Origin of the sequence: Psychrobacter sp. 78a-MNA-CIBAN-0178 (genome assembly GCF_040309625.1) — a bacterium.
Classification (GTDB): Bacteria; Pseudomonadota; Gammaproteobacteria; order Pseudomonadales; family Moraxellaceae; genus Psychrobacter; species Psychrobacter okhotskensis.
Window position 1 is genome coordinate 35488 of record NZ_JBEOOZ010000013.1, and the last position, 19978, is coordinate 55465.

16 protein-coding genes are annotated in these 19978 nt (G+C 44.8%); 9 read left to right on the top strand and 7 right to left on the bottom strand.

Translation table 11 applies throughout. The annotated features are described in order from the left end of the window. The first annotated feature begins 156 nt into the window (after positions 1-156). A complete protein-coding gene (locus AAEY80_RS08950; protein WP_025651969.1) occupies positions 157-1284 on the top strand; it encodes a metallophosphoesterase in 1128 nt (375 codons plus the stop codon). Here AAEY80_RS08950 and AAEY80_RS08955 read toward each other — a convergent pair. Further along, complete coding sequence (locus AAEY80_RS08955) at positions 1249-2544, bottom strand: alpha/beta hydrolase (RefSeq protein WP_201566656.1); 1296 nt, start codon at positions 2542-2544, stop codon at positions 1249-1251. The two genes, AAEY80_RS08950 and AAEY80_RS08955, sit on opposite strands and share 36 nt — an antisense overlap. Positions 2545-3247: 703 nt before the next feature. Between AAEY80_RS08955 and grpE the strand changes: the two genes are divergently transcribed. Further along, positions 3248-3853, top strand: coding sequence for a nucleotide exchange factor GrpE (grpE, locus tag AAEY80_RS08960; RefSeq protein WP_025651967.1), 606 nt, complete (start codon positions 3248-3250; stop codon positions 3851-3853). A gap of 275 nt (positions 3854-4128) precedes the next feature. After that, positions 4129-6072, top strand: a complete 1944-nt coding sequence (dnaK, locus tag AAEY80_RS08965; RefSeq protein WP_201616339.1) for a molecular chaperone DnaK — start codon at positions 4129-4131, stop codon at positions 6070-6072. Positions 6073-6304: 232 nt separating this feature from the next. Here dnaK and AAEY80_RS08970 read toward each other — a convergent pair whose 3' ends face one another. Both AAEY80_RS08970 and AAEY80_RS08975 read right to left on the bottom strand, forming a co-directional pair. Then, positions 6305-7114 (bottom strand): methyltransferase domain-containing protein, encoded by an 810-nt coding sequence (locus tag AAEY80_RS08970; RefSeq protein ID WP_350588208.1) that lies wholly within the window; start codon positions 7112-7114, stop codon positions 6305-6307. Between the two features lie 71 nt (positions 7115-7185). Continuing rightward, complete coding sequence (locus tag AAEY80_RS08975; protein ID WP_201616334.1) at positions 7186-8436, bottom strand: 8-amino-7-oxononanoate synthase; 1251 nt, start codon at positions 8434-8436, stop codon at positions 7186-7188. A gap of 292 nt (positions 8437-8728) precedes the next feature. Between AAEY80_RS08975 and AAEY80_RS08980 the strand changes: the two genes are divergently transcribed. The 5 genes from AAEY80_RS08980 to AAEY80_RS09000 all read left to right on the top strand — a co-directional run bounded on the left by AAEY80_RS08980 (position 8729) and on the right by AAEY80_RS09000 (position 12314). Further along, entirely contained in the window at positions 8729-9274 is a 546-nt protein-coding gene (locus tag AAEY80_RS08980; RefSeq protein ID WP_025651963.1) for a porin family protein, read from the top strand. Positions 9275-9420: 146 nt separating this feature from the next. Further along, entirely contained in the window at positions 9421-9975 is a 555-nt protein-coding gene (locus tag AAEY80_RS08985) for a porin family protein (protein ID WP_025651962.1), read from the top strand. A 207-nt stretch (positions 9976-10182) separates the two neighbouring features. After that, complete coding sequence (locus tag AAEY80_RS08990) at positions 10183-10725, top strand: porin family protein (protein ID WP_350588209.1); 543 nt, start codon at positions 10183-10185, stop codon at positions 10723-10725. A 198-nt stretch (positions 10726-10923) separates the two neighbouring features. Continuing rightward, a complete protein-coding gene (locus AAEY80_RS08995; RefSeq protein WP_051395162.1) occupies positions 10924-11415 on the top strand; it encodes an NfeD family protein in 492 nt (163 codons plus the stop codon). A 38-nt stretch (positions 11416-11453) separates the two neighbouring features. After that, positions 11454-12314: an SPFH domain-containing protein gene (locus AAEY80_RS09000; RefSeq protein ID WP_201566664.1), complete on the top strand. Its 861-nt coding sequence runs from the start codon at positions 11454-11456 to the stop codon at positions 12312-12314. Positions 12315-12440: 126 nt separating this feature from the next. Here AAEY80_RS09000 and hemN read toward each other — a convergent pair whose 3' ends face one another. The 4 genes from hemN to AAEY80_RS09020 form a co-directional block, all read right to left on the bottom strand. Then, entirely contained in the window at positions 12441-13982 is a 1542-nt protein-coding gene (gene hemN, locus AAEY80_RS09005; RefSeq protein ID WP_227691715.1) for an oxygen-independent coproporphyrinogen III oxidase, read from the bottom strand. A 155-nt stretch (positions 13983-14137) separates the two neighbouring features. Then, the gene (locus AAEY80_RS09010) at positions 14138-15082 is read right to left on the bottom strand and encodes an arylamine N-acetyltransferase family protein (RefSeq protein ID WP_101211860.1); all 945 of its coding nucleotides are present in this window, start codon (positions 15080-15082) and stop codon (positions 14138-14140) included. A 309-nt stretch (positions 15083-15391) separates the two neighbouring features. Then, entirely contained in the window at positions 15392-17620 is a 2229-nt protein-coding gene (locus AAEY80_RS09015; protein WP_350588210.1) for a penicillin acylase family protein, read from the bottom strand. Beyond that, entirely contained in the window at positions 17533-17898 is a 366-nt protein-coding gene (locus AAEY80_RS09020; protein WP_265088745.1) for a penicillin acylase family protein, read from the bottom strand. Before AAEY80_RS09020 ends, AAEY80_RS09015 begins: the two co-directional genes overlap by 88 nt. 493 nt (positions 17899-18391) lie before the next feature. Here AAEY80_RS09020 and AAEY80_RS09025 point away from each other — a divergent pair, with 493 nt between their 5' ends. Next, the gene (locus tag AAEY80_RS09025) at positions 18392-19969 is read left to right on the top strand and encodes a YifB family Mg chelatase-like AAA ATPase (protein ID WP_101211858.1); all 1578 of its coding nucleotides are present in this window, start codon (positions 18392-18394) and stop codon (positions 19967-19969) included. Positions 19970-19978 lie beyond the last annotated feature (9 nt).

Consider the following 19978-nt stretch of genomic DNA (forward strand, 5'->3'; position numbering starts at 1 on the left):
GCTATTTAAATAAAAAGTGTTACCCTTATGATAAAGCCTCTACCATATCTAAATGGTAGAGGCTTTTATTTGCTGTTAGGCTGGTTAATAGCTACTTTGCTTGTCTGGTTAGCTAAAAACATACTGCATTGACACCATCATACTCAGGGATTCTTCATGCGCTACGCATTTTTCATTACCATTTTTGCGCTATTGCAGCTCTTTAGTGTCGGCGCTGCTCTAAGCGTGCAATGGTGGTTACAACCTTGGCAGACAGCAGGTTTGCAAACTTCGGTATGGGTCATCATATTTGTTATTACTAATGCTTTGCTGCTACTCAGTGTCAATAGAGCATTTGCCAATAGCTATCGCTGGATCAGTGGTTGGATGTTGGCCATGCACTTTATGCTATTGACGGCTTTAGTTACCAGCTTATTTTATGGTGGCTATTGGCTAATCACATTGCTAACCGGTGATGTGCTGGCTACATCGGCTACCGTCGATTTTGGGTTGCGCATATTGGCATTGGCAGTATTTATCGGGTTATTTGTTTATGCTCTATACAGCGCTTATGCGCCTGTGGTGCGTGAGTTATCTATTGATATTGATAAGCCTTTGGTCAAGCCGCTACGTATTGCGGTCGCTAGCGATTTGCATATCGGGAGATTGTTTGGGATTGGCGCAATAGATAGGCTGCATCGTCTTATTGTGCAGCATAAAGCAGACATATTGCTGATGCCAGGCGATATCATGGATGACAATATACAGGCATTTACCACATATAAAATGGCAGAAAACTTGGCTGAGTTATGCAAAAGCCTGCCGTATGGGGTCTATGCAACTTTAGGCAATCATGATTTGTACGGGCACGAGCAGCCAATTGTCCAAGCGTTGCGTACTGCTGGCGTGCAGTTATTAAATGACGAAGTCATACGCCTCACGCACCAAGGGCAAGCGTTTTGGCTGATGGGACGCTTCGACAATCATAAGCGTCAGCGCGTCCCGACGACTGAGCTACTGGCGCAGGTCAATAGCGCTGAGCCGCTGATATTGTTAGACCACAGACCAAGTGATATTGCTGAGCACAGCCAAATGCCGATTGATTTGCAGCTCTCTGGGCATACCCATAACGGTCAGATATTCCCCGCCAACTTCATTGTCAGTGCCATCAACCGCTTGGGTTATGGCTATGAGGTTATCAATGACAGTCACTTTGTGGTGTCATCTGGTTACGGCTTTTGGGGCATTCCGTTTCGACTGGGCTCGCGCTCAGAGATTTGGCTCATCACCCTCACTGGTCAGTAGGTCTTGCACAAAACAAGCAAACGCCTTGATAATATAGCTTGTCTGATTGCCAAGACCTTGATGGACACTCATCAAGTTAATAAAACCATGCGGTGCGCCTAGCACTGTATAAGTTTCTACCTTAACGCCTTCTTTTTGCAAAAGCTCAGCATAAGCCAGCCCTTCATCTCGCAAGATATCTAATTCCGCAACGACGACATAGCTGGGACACAGGTGCGCATTGTCACCGTGCATGACTGAGATAAGCGGGTGAGACTGCGCTAGACCACTATGCTGAGTGTAGGCAGTATTAAAGACGTTTGCATCGTTGTGATCGAGCAGCAAGCCTTCACTATAAAGCTCCCAACTCGGATATTCAGCCTCATAATCAGTGACAGGGTAGAGCGGCAATTGAGCTAAAGGTCGCGGCAAATCAGCCAGTGAATTTTTAAAAGTATCATTGGCTTTTTTATCAGTCTCAGCAGTTTGATTATTATCTTGCCATAGTGCATCGATAGGCTTAATAACCTGCTGCGCCACCAGTGCTGCCAAGCAACCACCCGCACTATCACCAGACAATACGATGCGCGATGGCAATGCACCAAGTGACTGAGAATGTTTAGCCAACCAAGCATACGCCGACAGACAGTCTTTAAGGGCTGTTGGCGCTGGATATTCAGGTGCCATGCGGTAGTCGACGCTCACGACTGCCCAGCCATTTTGGGCGCAGACCGTATGACAAAACTCATGATGCGTGTCGATATCACCAATACAAAATCCGCCGCCATGAAAAAACAGCATGGCGACTTCATCCGCACTTTTTCTCTCATTATTCTGCTTCGTCTGCTGGTAGCAGCGCACGGTCATGTCACCACCGTCAGCGTTGGCAATGGTTCTATCTTGCCAGCTGACGGCGTTCTCTGAATTTCCTGAGACATTCGCATTTTGTTGCCAAACGCTAGGCGCTTGCAACGACACCGCATCTGTACCAAATTTCTGCCGTAGGTTGGGTAGCTTATCCAGTGCTAATGGGCGCTTGAGCTTATTACTGACCGCAAGTATCAGGCGCAGATGGGCGTCAGCGAGGGGATATTGCTCCGCTGTAGACGCTTTTAATTGGTGATTAACTCGTTCGAGTAGCGGCGTTGGCAGATTATCCAACCCTTTTAGCGTATGGTGCAAAACATGATGCTGGTGCGCATTTTTAGCGGCTGTTGTTTTGACGGTCTTAAGCGTTTTTGTCAATAAAGCATTGAGCGATGGCACTGGTAAAATAGGCATAAACCCTCTCTTGTAATCGATGTTTAAACAAAGTTAATCGGCTTTATAAGTGAACGATTAATATAGCAGTTAATCATAAGATTTATATGAGGGTCTGTTGAATATTCAAATATTAGGACTGCTGATCGCTAAAATCGCATCAAACTAGGCGTAAACCGACGAGAATGTCGAGACCTTAGCTAGGTTTACAACAACGTTTGGGGTGGTTTTAGCATCAGCCCTTTGGGGCAGGGCTATTTTTTGCCAATACATGGCGAAATTATCTAACCTGGAATGACTAGGCGTCAAAAATTTCACTGCGTATTGTCTAAAAAATAGCCACTGCCAGTGCCACATTTGAGTGTTCAACAGACCCTACATTCCAATCTATCTTAAAAGCTGGTCACCATAAAGTTAAGCGTGGCTCGGTGACAAAAACATCATCATTTGTACCCGTCATTTATCTTAACGTTGAGTGCTTTTTATAGTGTTAGTGACGATAATCCCTACGCCTTGCAATGATTTATCCTGCTAAAACAAAAAATTCCTTAGGTTAGGCTTGAAATTTATGCTCATCACCTTTATCAAGCAGCTATTGAAGCGCATTTACAAAAAGAATGAACGAAAACAGTTAGGCCATTAATAACAGCACAATGACCAGTGTTTGGTCAGTTTAACGTGCCTTAAAACCAACCTTTATTATTAATAATCCTAAGGAGCTACCATGAGCGAGCAGAATAACAATCACGAATCCCCTGAGCACAATGTGTCGCATGACAATATTGAGCACGCTGAGAGTATTTTAGAAGAAACCATGAAAGAATTTGATCCAAAAAACAACTCAGACGCTGATGCCAATGAGACGATCGAAAATGACATCGATATCGACACCTTTAAAGCGCGTATCGCTGAGTTAGAAGGCGAGGTTAAGCAGGCCAAAGAAGGTACCGCCCGTGCCAACGCTGAAGCCTATAATGCGCAAAAACGTATGGAACAAGAAGCGGATAAAAGTAAAAAATTCGCCCTACAAAAATTTGCCAAAGAGTTGTTAGAAATCGTTGATAACTTAGAGCGTGCTATCGAAAGTGCGAATGCAAATGATCCAGTCGCCGAAGGGGTGCAACTGACTCACAAAGCATTGGTCGCTGTCTTGAATAAAAACGGCGTAGAAGTGGTTGAACCACAAGGTGAAAAGTTCAACGCTGATTTTCATGAAGCGGTAGGCATCGACCCAGACGCTGAAGCGGATACCGTCGGTACAGTACTGCAAAAAGGTTATAGCTTGAATGGCCGCCTCTTGCGTCCTGCGATGGTTCGTGTCGGTCAATAGGACTTAGCACTTGATTTTAAATGGTTAAACCTTACTTAAATTAAGGGTTTTGACAAAAAATCACACAAAAGACTGTGTTTGCGTGGTTATTGACTTGAAAAAATGTACGGTCAAACCGATATAAAGCAACAAGTGACCGACTATGGTCTGATATGCAAAGGTTTGATATGTAAAGTTCCGTATGGTTCATACAGCATGGCTGAATAAGTGCAGGCAACCCATACGGTTAGCAATACAAACATTTATATTTAAAAACAAATTAGGAGCAATTGATTATGGGTAAAGTAATTGGTATTGATTTAGGTACAACCAACTCATGTGTGGCAGTGATGGAAGGTGACAAGGTTAAAGTCATCGAAAATGCTGAAGGTACTCGTACTACACCATCGATCGTCGCCTATAAGGATGACGAAATTCTCGTTGGTCAGTCAGCCAAGCGTCAAGCCGTCACCAACCCAAACAATACTTTGTTTGCGATTAAGCGTCTGATTGGTCGTCGTTTTGATGACAAAGTCGTGCAAAAAGACATCGGCATGGTGCCTTACAAAATCGCCAAAGCAGACAACGGTGATGCATGGGTAGAAGTCAACGGCAAAAAACTAGCGCCACCACAGGTTTCTGCTGAAATCTTGAAAAAAATGAAAAAAACAGCTGAAGACTATCTTGGTGAAAGCGTGACTGAAGCAGTAGTAACGGTACCGGCTTACTTCAATGATTCACAGCGTCAAGCAACCAAAGATGCGGGTAAAATTGCCGGTCTTGATGTAAAACGTATCATCAACGAGCCAACAGCAGCGGCCCTTGCTTATGGCATGGACAAAAAGCAAGGCGACAGTACGGTTGCTGTATATGACTTAGGTGGTGGTACTTTTGACGTATCAATCATCGAAATCGCTGATGTCGATGGCGAGCAGCAGTTTGAAGTACTAGCAACCAACGGTGATACATTCCTTGGTGGTGAAGACTTTGACTCAGCATTGATTGACTTCTTAGTAGACGAGTTCAAAAAAGACCAAGACGTCAACCTAAAAGGTGACTCTCTTGCGATGCAGCGTCTAAAAGAAGCCGCAGAAAAAGCAAAAATCGAGCTATCAAGTGCTCAAAGCACGGAAGTAAACTTGCCGTACATCACTGCTGATAGCAGTGGTCCTAAGCATTTGGTCGTGACTATCAGCCGCTCAAAACTTGAGAGCTTGACGGAAGCGCTAGTACAACGCACCATGGGTCCTTGTAAAATTGCCCTTGAAGATGCTGGCCTAAAAATTGGCGATATCGATGACGTCATCTTAGTTGGTGGTCAGACTCGTATGCCGCTAGTACAACAAAAAGTACAAGAGTTCTTCGGTCAAGAGCCACGTAAAGATGTGAACCCTGACGAAGCAGTTGCTGCTGGTGCGGCCATTCAAGGCGCGGTATTGTCTGGTGAAAAAACGGACGTATTGCTACTTGATGTAACACCATTGACCCTTGGTATCGAAACAATGGGTGGTGTGATGACGCCAGTGATCGAGAAAAACACCATGATTCCGACTAAGAAATCACAGGTATTCTCAACGGCTGAAGACAACCAGCCAGCAGTAACCATTCAGGTGTATCAAGGTGAGCGCAAAATCGCTAACCAAAATAAACAGCTTGGTCGTTTTGACTTGACGGACATTCCACCAGCACCACGTGGTCTACCACAAATTGAAGTGTCTTTTGACATCAACGCTGACGGTATCATGAACATCTCAGCAACGGACAAAGGTACTGGTAAAGCACAAAGTATCCAAATCAAAGCGGATTCTGGCTTGTCGGACGAAGAAGTTGAACAAATGGTTCGTGATGCTGAAGCCAATGCTGCTGAAGATGAGAAATTCGCTAACCTTGCCCAAGTTCGTAACGAAGCAGATGGCCGCATTCATGCTGTACAAAAAGCACTGAAAGAAGCCGCAGATAAGGTCACTGATGAAGAAAAATCAACAGTAGAAACGGCTATCACTGAGCTTGAAGCAGCGGCAAAAGAAGACGACCATGATGACATCAAAGCCAAGCTTGAAGCGTTAGACAATGCTTTCTTACCAGTCAGTCAGAAGATTTATGCTGATGCAGGCGCTGGCGCCGAAGGTATGGATCCAAGCCAGTTCCAACAAGGTGCTGACGGTGCAGCAGATAGCAGCCAAGCCGACGATGACGTAGTCGATGCTGAGTTTACTGAAGTAGACGAAGATAAGAAATAATTGTGATTTAGTAACTAAACGCAGTTAAAACAAAAAACGCATTCTTCGGGGTGCGTTTTTTTATGGCTATGATTTCTGTTAGTACTAATAGTCAAAACATCCTAAAAACGTGACGGCATTGCTGATATAAATTTTTTGTCGCCTCTGTCTGCGCAGGCACAGCAAGCAAGAAAAATATATATCAGCAGTGCGTGATGGTTCGATATTACTTTTCACTCACTATATGGCTTATTTAGGGTTTAAAAGCACTCACGGTCAGTACTTCATAAGTCAAATTAACACAAGGCTGGCCATCTTCGTTTTTTGCAGAAAAATGCTGCCAATACTCTGACTCAAACTGTTGCAGACCCGCCTTTGTCCACATAAAGGGCTGGGTACTGTTTGATTGTACTTGTGTCTGGCTGGTCGACACACCCGTAAGTTTCATATGCTTCAACACAGCATAAGGGCTGATAAATGGTAAGTCGAAACGCTCAATTGAAAGCTCGATATGCTCAAAGCCAGCATTCGTTAATACTGACTGCCATTCAGTGATATCTGGGTAATCAAGGCCTTGACCCGTTAGCGCTTTAATTTGCAAAAAATTATTGGGCGTAAAGGTGCTGAAGAGTAGTTGACCTGAAGTCTGTAGACGGTGTGCTGATTGCGTGACAAAATTCAACGGATTATCAAACCACTGCACTGCATTGGCACTGATTATCAAGCTATGCTTTTCTTCCAACTCCATAGTTTCAGCATCGCCAATCGCTATATCGGCAGTTGGTAAAATTGATTGCAAGGTAGCAGCCTGTTCAGTGCACAGCTCATTGATCAGCCAACGCTGGCTTTGCACATGGGCTGCTAGTAGGCGTGTCATTTGACCAGTGCCTGCTCCCACTTCTAACACACTGTCTTGCTGCATATGGGCGATATTAGCTAATAAGTATTGACAGGCTTGCTGCTGAATATTGGCATGCTGGTCATAGTCGCTGGCACTGGCAAAATGGCGAGCGATGATTTGTTTCCTAGCACTGAGGTCGTTAGGTATGTCGAGTGTTTTCATACGGCTTATTACATCCAAGTAAGTCCATTATCGGTCGATAGTAGGACTGACATCTCGGTTAGATGACAGACTTATAATTGTTCTATCAACTGCTCGCAGTCTTCGTTGGTTAGTTTGGCATTCATGACCAAGCGAATACGAGCGGTGTTCGCAGGAACGGTAGGTGGTCTGATGGGCAGCGCGTAAAACCCTGCTGCTTGTAATTGTTGCGCTTTGGCAATAGCACGTTCATTATCGCCCAGTATATAGGGGATAATGGGTGAGTCGTAGCGGATATGTTGAGTGATTGGCGAGGTGTGATGTCGTTGTGCAATGGCTTGACTGAGCTTTACAGAGATCTGAGCCAAGTGAGCACGTTGGTCCATGAGGTTTGGCATTTTTGCTAAAATAAAGCGGGTCCAGGCGTGATTGATAGGTGGTAGGGCAGTGCTAAAAATCAGCGGACGCATGGTATTAATAAGCCATTGCTTGACGATGTCATCGCACATGATATAAGCGCCAACTGAGGCGAAGGCTTTCCCAAACATCCCCACCAAGTAATCAATATCCGCCAACGTCTGTGTTTCTTCTGCGAGCCCCAATCCGGTATCTCCTAAGACACCAATGGCATGTGCCTCATCGACATACAACTCAATGCGGCTGTCTGCGGCTTTTAGTTGTACCAATTGCTGTAAGTCAGCGCGGTCACCATCCATACTAAAGACACTCTCAGTGACCACAATAATACGCTCAACACTTGGATCTGCTTGGTCGATAAATGTAGCCAGATGCTCATAGTCATTGTGACGATAGCGACGATAGGTGACCAGCTTGCTTTGGCTCAGACGCATGCCATCGATAATACTGGCATGAACCAGTTTGTCAGCCAAAATCAGCGTCTTGACTGGTAACGTCGTTAGAGCTGGCAAAATGCCAATATTGGCATGATAACCACTGTTAAATACCAATACTGACTTTGAGTATGATTCTGGTTCTGAGGCAGATATATCCTGTCTGCATGCAGCGGCTTGATACCATTCCTGCAGCTCGCATTCCAGTGCTTGCAGCTGGGTATCGTTGCCTGTGAGCAGCCGCGAGGAAGTCGCACTCATCTTAGGTCGCTTCACCACTGGTAACTGTTGTATCTGCTCAAGGAGCTCAGTTTGCAGCTCAGTATCACCACCCAAGCCTAAGTAGTCGTTACTGGCAATGTTCAGCAGTGTCTTGCCTTGGCTGACGACATAGCGCCCTTGATGTTCTAGGCTTGGCAAACAACGATATTGCTGCTGGGACTTCAAATGGATCAATGATTCGTGCAGCTGCGCCACTATAGAACTTGCCATATTGAAATATTCCTTCTTTTATTTTTGGCTTTTTGGCATGAATAGAGTGCTTGATGAGTAGGAAGTATTGCACAAATTGGCTACTTGTAACAAAAAGTTTCATATCTCGGTGTTTGTAACCCATAGGCTGATAAACGCTTGCAAATCTTAACCCGGATGCCATCAAACACAGACAGACTGTATGAAATACTTTGTTACTATATACCCATCGTTAGCAAACAAGGCGATATGGCTAAAAACGCCCACTATAAATAAATAACTTGTTTGTCCACATAAGTTGAAGGAGCTAATAATGAAAACTCTACAAAAAACTCTATTTGCACTAGCAGCTGGTTCTTTATTAACGGTCAGTGCACAAGCAGCCGTTTCTTATGGCAACGGTTATACTGGTCAACCGTATGTAGGTGTTAAAGTCGGTCAGTTTGACTTAGACGTTGACAATGCTGATGACCCAACTGCTTATGGTGTATACGGTGGTTATAACTTCGATCCTAACTTTGGTATTGAAGCAGAATATATCGGCTCAGATGATGCTGATTACCGCAATGGCGACCTTGATGCCAAGACTTACGGCGCATACGGTACTTACCGTTATCAGTTTCCAAACACAGGCCTCTATGCCAAAGGTAAACTCGGTGTCGCCAAAACTGAAGTAGAAGGTGACTATACTGCTGGTCCAGTGAGAGTGTCAAACTCTACAAGTGACACAGGTATCGCTGGCGGTGTCGGTCTAGGCTACTCAGTAAACCCTGACTTCGGTATCGAAGCTGAATACGCGATGATGGACAGCGATGTTGATGCCAAGTTGCTAACCGTTGGTGCACATCTAAAGTTCTAATTCACAAAGTTTAAAGTTATAAAGTTTTAAGCCATCGGGCAGATGGCTGATTCATTATAAAAATAAGAGATAGCTATTCTTATGGTCGTCTCTTACCATCACAATCCATATAAAAGCAATTAATAAAAAAATCTTAGGAGAATACAATGAAAATTCTACAAAAAACATTACTCGCACTAGCCGCTGGTTCTTTAGTAAGCATGGGTGCACAAGCCGCCGTCTCTTATGGCAATGGTTATACTGGTCAACCATACGTAGGTGTTAAAGTCGGTCAGTTTGACCTAGACGTCGATGGCGCTGATGATCCAACCGCTTATGGTGTGTACGGTGGGTACAACTTTGATCCTAACTTCGGTATCGAAGCAGAGTATGTCGGCTCAGATGACGCTGACTACCGTGGCGGTGATATCGATGCTAAAAGCTACGGTGCGTACGGTACTTACCGTTACCAGTTCCCAAATACGGGCCTATATGCCAAAGGTAAATTAGGGGTTGCTAAAACTGAGATAGAGGGTGACTTTACCCGCAATGTTGGTAACACTGAAATCAGAACTGAGACTTACTCAGAAAGTGATACGAGTCTTGCTGGTGGTGTCGGTCTTGGTTATTCAGTCAACCCTAACTTTAGCGTAGAAGCTGAATATGATAAGTTAGGTAGCGATGCAGATCTTATGACAGTTGGTGCACATCTAAAATTCTAAATACTTGCTAGTCAATTATAGAATAAAAAACGATCGCTTTGGCGGTCGTTTTTTTTGTACGAAAAAAATACGGTTGAAGTCACTAAAAAAGAATGCATTAAAAATAATCTTCTGCTAGAATCGCGAATTCAACAATAGTTCAGCTCACTTATGTGCTCTGTTATGTCCACTCAGGCTACATTTTAGTTTTATTTAATAGGAAGACAGATGAATACTTTACAAAAAGCTTTGATCGCATTATCAGTTGGTTCTTTAATGAGTATTAGTGCGCAAGCAGCCATCAACTATGCTGGTCAACCATACGTAGGTGTCAAAGTCGGTCAGTTTGACCTAGACGTCGATGGCGCTGATGATCCAACCGCTTATGGTGTGTACGGTGGGTACAACTTTGATCCTAACTTCGGTATCGAAGCCGAGTATGTCGGCTCAGATGACGCTGACTACCGTGGCGGTGATATCGATGCTAAAAGCTACGGTGCGTACGGTACTTACCGTTATCAGTTCCCAAATACGGGCCTATATGCCAAAGGTAAATTAGGGGTTGCTAAAACTGAGATAGAGGGTGACTTTACCCGCAATGTTGGTAACACTGAAATCAGAACTGAGACTTACTCAGAAAGTGATACGAGTCTTGCTGGTGGTGTCGGTCTTGGTTATTCAGTCAACCCTAACTTTAGCGTAGAAGCTGAATATGATAAGTTAGGTAGCGATGCAGATCTTATGACAGTTGGTGCACATCTAAAATTCTAAATGCTTGCTAGTCAATTATAGAATAAAAAACGATCACATATGTGGTCGTTTTTTTTGTTTCAGGCTTTCATGAGCACTTATTGAGCTTTTGTTTCTACTCAGGGAAGCGGTAGCAGTATATTAATGATTTTTAAGGCATTATCACGCTAGAAATGTGCTACATTGAAAGCTAGAATGACAAAGACAGGGAATATATCAATGATGGAGACTCTCTGGATGATTGAACCGTGGCATTGGCTGGTATTGGGTTTTGTGCTGCTGATTGTCGAGATGTTTGTTCCGACATTTGCCAGCCTTTGGTTCGGCGCTGCTGCTATCATCGTGGCGGCACTGTCGTGGCTATTACCCATTTCGTTAACTATCCAGATTGTGATTTGGCTGATACTTTCTGCGGTGTTTTTATTGGCATGGTTTAAATTTATTAAACCTTTATCAGTAGATCGTACCAAAGCGGGATTGGGTGGCAGCGTTATTATCGGTGAGACCGGTATGATTATCGTGCCACCGCAGCCTGAGAGAGCGGGCATGGTACGGTTTAGTGTGCCTATCGTTGGGGCCGCTGAATGGATGTGCCGCACGCAAGGAGAACAAGTGGCCGTCGGTGATCGGGTAATCGTGACCGATATCGTTGGTAATGAATTGGTTGTCAGTAGTATGAAGTCGCAGGCAGCGATACCTAAGAGTATGTAAATATAATAATTAAGCAAATATAATGATAGAGGTGGAATATGGAAAGTTTCAGTATTGTCATGATCGTTTTGATCGCGCTGGTAGTGTTTACCGTATTTAAAGGCGTGCGGATCGTACCGCAGGGTTATAAGTGGGTCGTGCAGCGCCTCGGTAAATATAGTCAAACGCTAGAACCTGGGCTAAACCTCATTATTCCTTACGTTGATGATGTGGCTTATAAGGTGACCACCAAAGATATCGTGCTCGATATTCCGTCTCAAGAAGTTATCACGCGCGATAACGTGGTTATTATCGCGAATGCTGTCGCTTATATTAATATTGTGCGCCCTGATAAGGCAGTATATGGTATCGAAGATTATGAATATGGTATTCGTAATTTGGTGCAGACGTCTTTGCGTTCCATCATCGGTGAGATGGATTTGGATAGTGCATTATCTAGCCGTGATGAAATCAAAACCAAGCTAAAGCATGCCATCTCAGAAGATATTGCAGATTGGGGTATCACCCTAAAAACCGTAGAGATTCAAGATATTAACCCATCGCAAACCATGCAAGCGTCAATGGAAGAGCAAGCGGCGGCAGAGCGCCTACGTCGTGCGACAGTGACCCGTGCTGATGGTCAAAAGCAAGCCGCTATCCTAGAGGCAGACGGTCGCCTAGAAGCCTCACGCCGTGATGCTGAAGCGCAGGTAGTACTGGCAAAAGGGTCAGAGGAGTCGATTCGTTTGATTACCGCGGCAATGGGCACAGAAGAGATGCCAATTGTCTATTTACTCGGTGAGCAATATATCAAGTCGATTCGTCAGTTAGCTGAATCTGACAATGCAAAAATGGTGGTATTACCGGCTGACATCCTCAGTACAGTCAAAGGGATGGTAGGCGATAAGCTTAAGGTTTAGTGCTTAAATTATGAATCATATCATTCAAACTTAAGCTTGGTAGTTAACAGCCTTTATGCTAAACCAAAAAAAGACCTCGCTTGAGGTCTTTTTTATTGCTCATAATCAACTCAAAAACCAGTCTAGTTAGATAACTTTAGAAAAGCGATTTTGCTGCTTATTTGTCAGATACTCATCAAACACCATCGCGACGTTGCGACCAAGCAGGCGACCTTTTGGTAAGACTCGAATTCCAGCAGCATCCATATCGACGAGCTTATCGTCTTGCATCTCACCCAATTGCTGAATCTCATCAATGAAGTAAGTAATCGCATCGATACCGAATTTCTGATTCACGTCTTTAAAGTCGATATAGTCATGACAGAGTAGCTTCATAATCACATATTCACGCAAGCGATCTTTAATCGATGTCTTGATAACTTTTACTGCTGGCATGACAGCAAGATTGCTTTTTGCCGCATCGATATTGGCTTGATATGCTTGTAAGTCTGTCTCATTTTGCAAAATGTAACGGGTATTGGCGTTGGCAATTTGACTGATGGATGAGACGCCAAAGCCTATCAAGTCGCAGTCACCCATGATGGTGTAGCCTTGAAAGTTACGATGTAGGTTGCCCTCGCGCTGCGCTATGGCTAACTCGTCATCAGGCTTAGCAAAGTGATCAATACCGATATATTGATAGCCCGCCTCGGTCAGCGTATTGATGGTATTGCCGAGCATCGCAAGCTTAGCCGCCGGCTCTGGCAGGTCTGCTTCTTTGATTTGACGCTGGGCCTTAAAGCGTTCTGGCAGATGCGCGTAGTTAAAGACTGACAGACGATCTGGTGACATCTCGATGATGCGGCGTACGGTTTTATCCAAGGTCGCAGGCGTTTGATGCGGTAGGCCATAAATCAGATCCACATTGATAGAATGAAAACCAAGCTCGCGCGCTTCAGTGAGCACATTTTCGATCATTTCTGCCGAATGCATGCGATTGACGGCGATTTGTACCGTTTCGTCCAAGTCTTGCACCCCTAAGCTGATGCGATTAAAACCAAGATTGCGTAGCGTTTTTAAGGTGTCATCACCCAGCTCGCGCGGGTCAATTTCAATAGAATAGTCGCCTTCATCTTCAGGTAAGAATTCAAATTGGGTCTGCAAAAATGCCCAAAGTTGACTCATCTCTTCATCACGTAAAAATGTCGGCGTACCACCACCTAAGTGCAGCTGCTTAACGAGTGGTTTACTGCTGCCCTCTGGCGTGGTCAATAAGTGTCGTTTGTGCTTAATTTCCGCGATGAGATATTGCAGATAATCGCCGGAGTCGCTGTTTTTTTTAGTGATAATTTTATTGCAAGCACAGTAATAGCAAAGATGGCGACAGAATGGAATATGAAAATAGAGCGATAATGGCGCGCGCGCTTCACGATTCTGCAGAATTTTTATTTCTAAGTCATCAGGGATTGGGGAGAACTCTAAAGCAGTCGGATAAGAGGTGTAACGAGGCCCTGAACGATTGTATTTATTAATAATCGCTTCATCAAATGCAGGTAGCTGCTTGGTCATAATACTGCCGCGCGTACTGGCATAAGGGTTGTCTGGCTGCATAACAGGGCGTGTGGTCGTCGGCTGCTCTCCGGCACGATTATAAGGTTGCTCAGTGTTTGGTTCGGTATATTCTGTCATGCGGCATTCCTCGTGTTGACCATATATATTGCTGTTTATTTATCACAAAGTGCACAGCCATATTTATGTCTAAATAGATAGACGCTAGTATAGCAAATCCTTGTGAACAGTAGGGTGTTTGACCCTTGTTAATCTTCTTAAGATTTCGTTGTTGTCTATTCATTGTTTTCTAAAAAGACCGTTAGTTTCTGCCGCTCACTGGCTGTTAACTCGTCAGCGATATCTATCAAAAATACCTGTTTTAGCTGCATTAATACTTCGTCTACGCTTGTCAAAATGCTACTTTTACTGGGTTTGCCCACTTGATGTCGCTGATATTTATGGTTCAATAGAGTATGCCTTACGCCGTCATTATCAAGCCTTGAAGCCATAAGTCTGCGTTTAAAAGGGGAGTTAGGGTAAGTGGAGATATACCAACTGCCGACCACCATATCTATTTTAATTTGTGGTAATAAGTCAAAGACGTAGAGCATCTGCCATTCTGACTTAACCTCACAACATAAGAGGTAGCGTTCATAGTTTACTTGGGCATGTGGCAATATGGGATTTTCGATTTGATTTTCAAAACTGTTGTCTTTGATGATTTTATAACGACCATGCGGTGTGGTTTGTATCTGCGAAGCATTTTGACTGTCGTTATTTTTTTGATTAGTGTCTTCTTGGTTATAAGTGAACAGCAACGGCGCGCTGGGCACTAGGCCACCATAACCCACATCAACCAAATAGTTTTGGCCATCGATGCTCACCATAATGGCCATGTGCGTGCGAGCATTGTGCCTCTCAAGCTGATTGTTGATGGTCACTACCCCAGTAATGATTCTCGCCTCATAACCCAAGTGGCGCAGCAGCGCCAAAAATAAGCCATTAAGCTCATAACAGTATCCGCCAGCACGGCGCTCAATGAGCTTGTCATAGATTGAGCGGTCTTCTAAATCAACGGGTCGGTCTACAAGGGTGGTTAAACTTTGAAACGGAAACTGGGTTAAATGCGTAAGCTGTAGGCGTTTTAGGTGTTCTAAGTCGGGTATGATTGGCTGATCAATCTCTGATGCTGTAAACCCAAGTTGTTGCAGATAATGGCTGTAATTAATATTGGTAATAAATAATCCTAGCGTAGTTTCTTTTAAGGAATATCTTCATTTAGATGGCTACAGTGAATGAAAAGTAATATCGATACATCAGGCACTGCTGACATCCATTTTTCTTGCTTGCTGTGCCTGTGTAGACAGAGGCTACAAAAAATTGATATCAGCAATACCGTCGCGTTTTTAGGATGTTTTGACTATATATTTAGATGATTATAGATTGAACTGAAAACATACCCCCGAATAATATTAGCAAAAAACCCCAGAATTTATCTGAGGTCTTGTGTATACGTTTACCGATAGTTACTGCAAATGATCCTCAGATTATTCTCTTAATTCAATCTTATCACCAACTGCTTGCGCGGATATCTCGCCAGCACTAAAGGGGACACGAATCCAATCTTTGGCAGAGTAGCGACGCGTCTGATCACGGTGATAAGGCCGCGTGCTATCTGCTGATTGTGAGTACGCTAATAACGCTTCTACGATCGGTCCTTTGTCATCAAAGGTCACTGTCTGCATATAGGTGGGGCCATTAATAATGGGGCCGTAAGTACCGTCACTGTTTGTTGTGGTTGTCGTCTTAACGCCATTTCTAATGATTTCTCTACCTCGAGACTGTGCGACATTGAAAGCCCCTTCACGACCAAGTCCGCCATGCATAGAGATTTTTTCGTTATTCTTACCGGCATCAATCACGTACTGCAAATCAGCCAAACTTGCATCGAGGGCTATGTTTTTGCTATTAAAGTAAGCAATCGCATCACCCAAAGCGGTACGCGTATTGTCATTAATGATGAGATCACGTGGCGTATTGACGGGGTCGTTGACGTCGAATTTGACCTCAAATGCGGCGTCAGTGGTTTCGGTGAAGTTGACATTGTTCCAAAACTCTCTAAAGACGTGTGCGCCTTTGCTATCAAGGTTGTCACGGCGGTCCCAGTTGCTTAAAACCGTACAGGCTTGCGTGGCATCGATACTGCCGCCAGTGGATAGCGGTAACATAGCGTTGTCATTACAATCAGCCAATACATCATCGAGTACCAGCTCCGCCACGTAGCTACGGTTGCCATAGACGACTTCTTGCATATTTTCCAGATTAAAAGTATTGCCGCCAAGCTCGTCTTTATTGCTTAGTCGATCCAATATTTGAGTAAGTCCCATGCGAGTACGCATCAGTAGGGGAACGCCATCTACGGGATTAGGCCCTAAGAAAGGTACTAAACGCCGACGTAATAATGGCGAGAATCCGGTCAATGGCTCCTCAGGATTGCTCAACCAGTAGCTGTCATTTGAGTTTTCGACATAGTCATCACGAATCAAAAATGGCAAGTTTGAGCGACCAAAAATACCCGCTTGTGGCGAGTCCGCATCAGTGCCCCATTCGCAGGCAGCATCGCTACCGTTTAGTGCTGGCAAGTCTGCTGCGACCAAAGCCCCAAGGAAAGGCCCTGCATTGGCACTACAGGCTTCTAGCTGCTCTTTAGTCACATGCGGCACGGTTGAGATATCAGCATAGAGCGCCTTGCCGTAACGGTCAGTCGCGATGGTATTGACGAACCCAAGACCAAGGGTGTCCTGCATTCTATCGACCAGATCTTCTACACTAGTGGCTTGGTTCATACTGCGCCATTGATTTAACGCACGTGGATTTTCTGAAGCGGCATCGCGAATCGTATAAGCCAGATTGTTAGCGCCCCACGTTGGCAAAAGATCACTAAGGGTATTGGCCGCTAGCATAGGTCCATATTGTGATAAGTATATGGGTCGGACTAGGGTCTGATCATCAGGGAGCTGGATGGTCACATCAACGGCTTCAATATCACGCTGCTCAAGGGCACCATCACTGTTTTTATAGATATACTTCATCGGATCACCAGCCACCAGATTGAGCTGGTAAAGGGTGAAGCGTTTGGCGGTAGAGACGGTATGGCTCCACGCGACGTCCTTATTAAAACCAATATTAGGGAAGGGTTGACCTTGCTGACCGACCCCCATCACGTCAAGCTTGCCTGGCATTGTTAAATGAAACTCATAAAACCGCTGAACGCCTTCCCATGGCTCATGAGGATTGCCATACATTACGCCACTGTCAGTGCCGGTGACCTCGCTACCAAAGGCATAAGCATTACTACCACCATCCATCACATTAATCGTCGTCATATCGAATTTTGGCGCGGATTCTACGACTGGATCTATGTTAGCGCTACGCATTCTAGAGCTGCCCATTACGCTATTTTCTACCGGCGGTGTCGCGGCCACAATCGCGCCGACGAAGTTAGAAAGCCCACCGCGTAGATTGGCTTTGCCATAAAGTGTGAGCAGATCATTGATATCGATTTCGCGTACCCACTCGGCACCCGCACAATCGGGATCAATATTGTCAACGCCTGTATCACGCAGATAGCGACTATAACCTGCCGCATAGCCTGTTACAGCATCGATAACCTCTGGATCTTGCGCCGCTAAAAAACTGCTGCGCCTCTCTGGAGAGTTATACCAGGTATAAAATACATCGCTGGCCATATTGCCTTCATCGCCCAAATACAGCATGCTCTGACCACTACGATTTCATGTGCGAGCGAGCAGATATTATCTTCAGCGAAAGCATAGCCGACACCATAACCCAGCCCCTTATAATCCTTGGCAGTAATATGGGGGATACCAAACTGGGTACGCTGAATATCGGCCTCATATGTCGCGGCAGGGGTATCGATATCGTCATCGTTAAAGCTATTGTCATTATCCGAGCAGCCGAATAACGCTAAGGACACGGCCATTGTGAGTAGCGTGAGCGTGGGCGCTCGCTGATTTCTAATCAATATATTCATTGTTTTCACCATCCATGGTTAGTTTTTACGATTTAAGGCGCTGATAATCCATTTATCTAGCCTGCTTTAAACGCTCAATAAATTGCTATTGTTGCTTTTAGTGTACAAATACTCACTAATCATATACCCAAAAGAAAACACTTTGCTAGTCAGTTGACAAAATTATTTGTCAGACAAAAATAAAAGTTAATAATTATTTTATTCTTTTAAATCATAGTGTTAATAATTAAAAAACCAATAGGTGAAATTTATTAAAAAATAAAAGCGTGAAATAGCTAATCAATATCTCGATATTATCTGCGCTGTTTTCCTTGTTTGACTGTAATTTACCTCCTTTTTATCACTATTTTTAAAATGAGGGCACGGTCTAGGATGCGTACTAGAAAATAGACGTTTAGCAGCAATCAAGCCATTCGAATGATAAAAAACACGACATTTGCGCGTTGATAAATAATGCTCTATTATCAATAGCTCCCTGTATCAGGAAACGCTGATGTCGTTTGCCCAAGTCTATACCCGTTCAGTCGTCGGTTTGCATGCGCCAAAAGTCATTATTGAGGTGCATTTGTCACAAGGCTTGCCCGCATTGACCATCGTCGGTCTGCCAGAAGCTGCTGTGCGCGAGAGTAAAGATAGAGTGCGCTCAGCGATTCTTAATTCTGGATTTCAGTTTCCCAATCGTCGCCTGACGATTAATCTAGCACCAGCAGACCTGCCAAAAGATGGCGCACGGCTGGATTTGCCCATTGCTATTGGCATCTTGGCAGCCAGCGATCAGTTGGATCCAGAGGTACTAGCAGGGTTTGAGTTTATCGGTGAGCTTGCATTAAATGGAAATTTGCGGCAAGTCACTGGCAGCTTGGCCGTTGCTAGAGCCATAAAGGCGGAAGTGTTGGCGTCCAAAGTATTACAGACAGCAGATAATGATGAATCAGAATTGACGGAGCAGGATAAAGAACCACAAACGCCGCAGTTAATCGTGCCGCTCGATAATGGTGCTGAAGCTAGCCGTGTCGAGGGTGTAGAGATATTGGCAGCGGATAGTCTAAAAGCCGTTTGCGATCATCTGCAATCTTTGACCAATCCAAATGCTACTTATGAGCGCTTAGCGATTGTACCGCCCGCTGCGATAGAAAAACACACGGGTTATAAAGTGGACTTGGCTGATGTCAAAGGCCAACATCATGCGAGGCGAGCCTTAGAGATTGCCGCTGCTGGTGGACATTCGCTGTTGTTTACAGGCCCTCCCGGTTCAGGTAAGACGTTGATGGCCTCGCGGCTACCGACTATTTTGCCAGATTTGAGTGCTGAGGATGCGTTAGAAGTTGCTAGCACCTATTCGGTCGCAGACAGTGATTATGATTATGGGACAAGGCCATTTCGCCAAGTTCATCACACCATATCAGCCGTGGCTTTGGTCGGTGGTGGCTCACGTCCCAAACCGGGTGAGATTACCCTTGCCAATAAAGGCGTGTTATTCCTTGACGAATTACCGGAGTTTGATCGTACTGTGTTGGAGGTGCTGCGCCAACCATTAGAGGCGAAGCAAATTACCATCAGTCGTGCCAACTCGCAGATGACCTTTCCAGCCAACTTTCAATTGGTGGCAGCGATGAACCCGTGCCCATGTGGCTATGATGGTGACGGCTCAGCAAGATGTCGTTGTCGTCCCGAGCAGATTAAGCGCTATCAAGATAAGCTATCAGGCCCATTACTCGATCGCATTGATTTGCATATTACTGTGCCGGCGCTACCTATCGCCGACTTGCAAAATGCTCAAGCGGGTGAAACCTCCGAGCAAGTGCGAATTCGGGTCGCTGCCGCCCACAAACATCAATTAAAGCGGCAAAAAAAGGTCAATAATGAGCTAAGTCCTAGCGAGATTGATCAATATATTCAACTAGGAGAGGGCGAGCAGCAGTTATTGCAGTTGGCTCAGCAACGCTTGAATTTATCTGCTCGTGGTTATCATCGAGTTTTGCGCGTTGCTCGTACCATCGCAGACCTCGCTGACAGTACCGATATCACAAGTGCCCATGTGTCTGAAGCATTGAGCTATCGTAGTAAGTAGCTGGCGTGA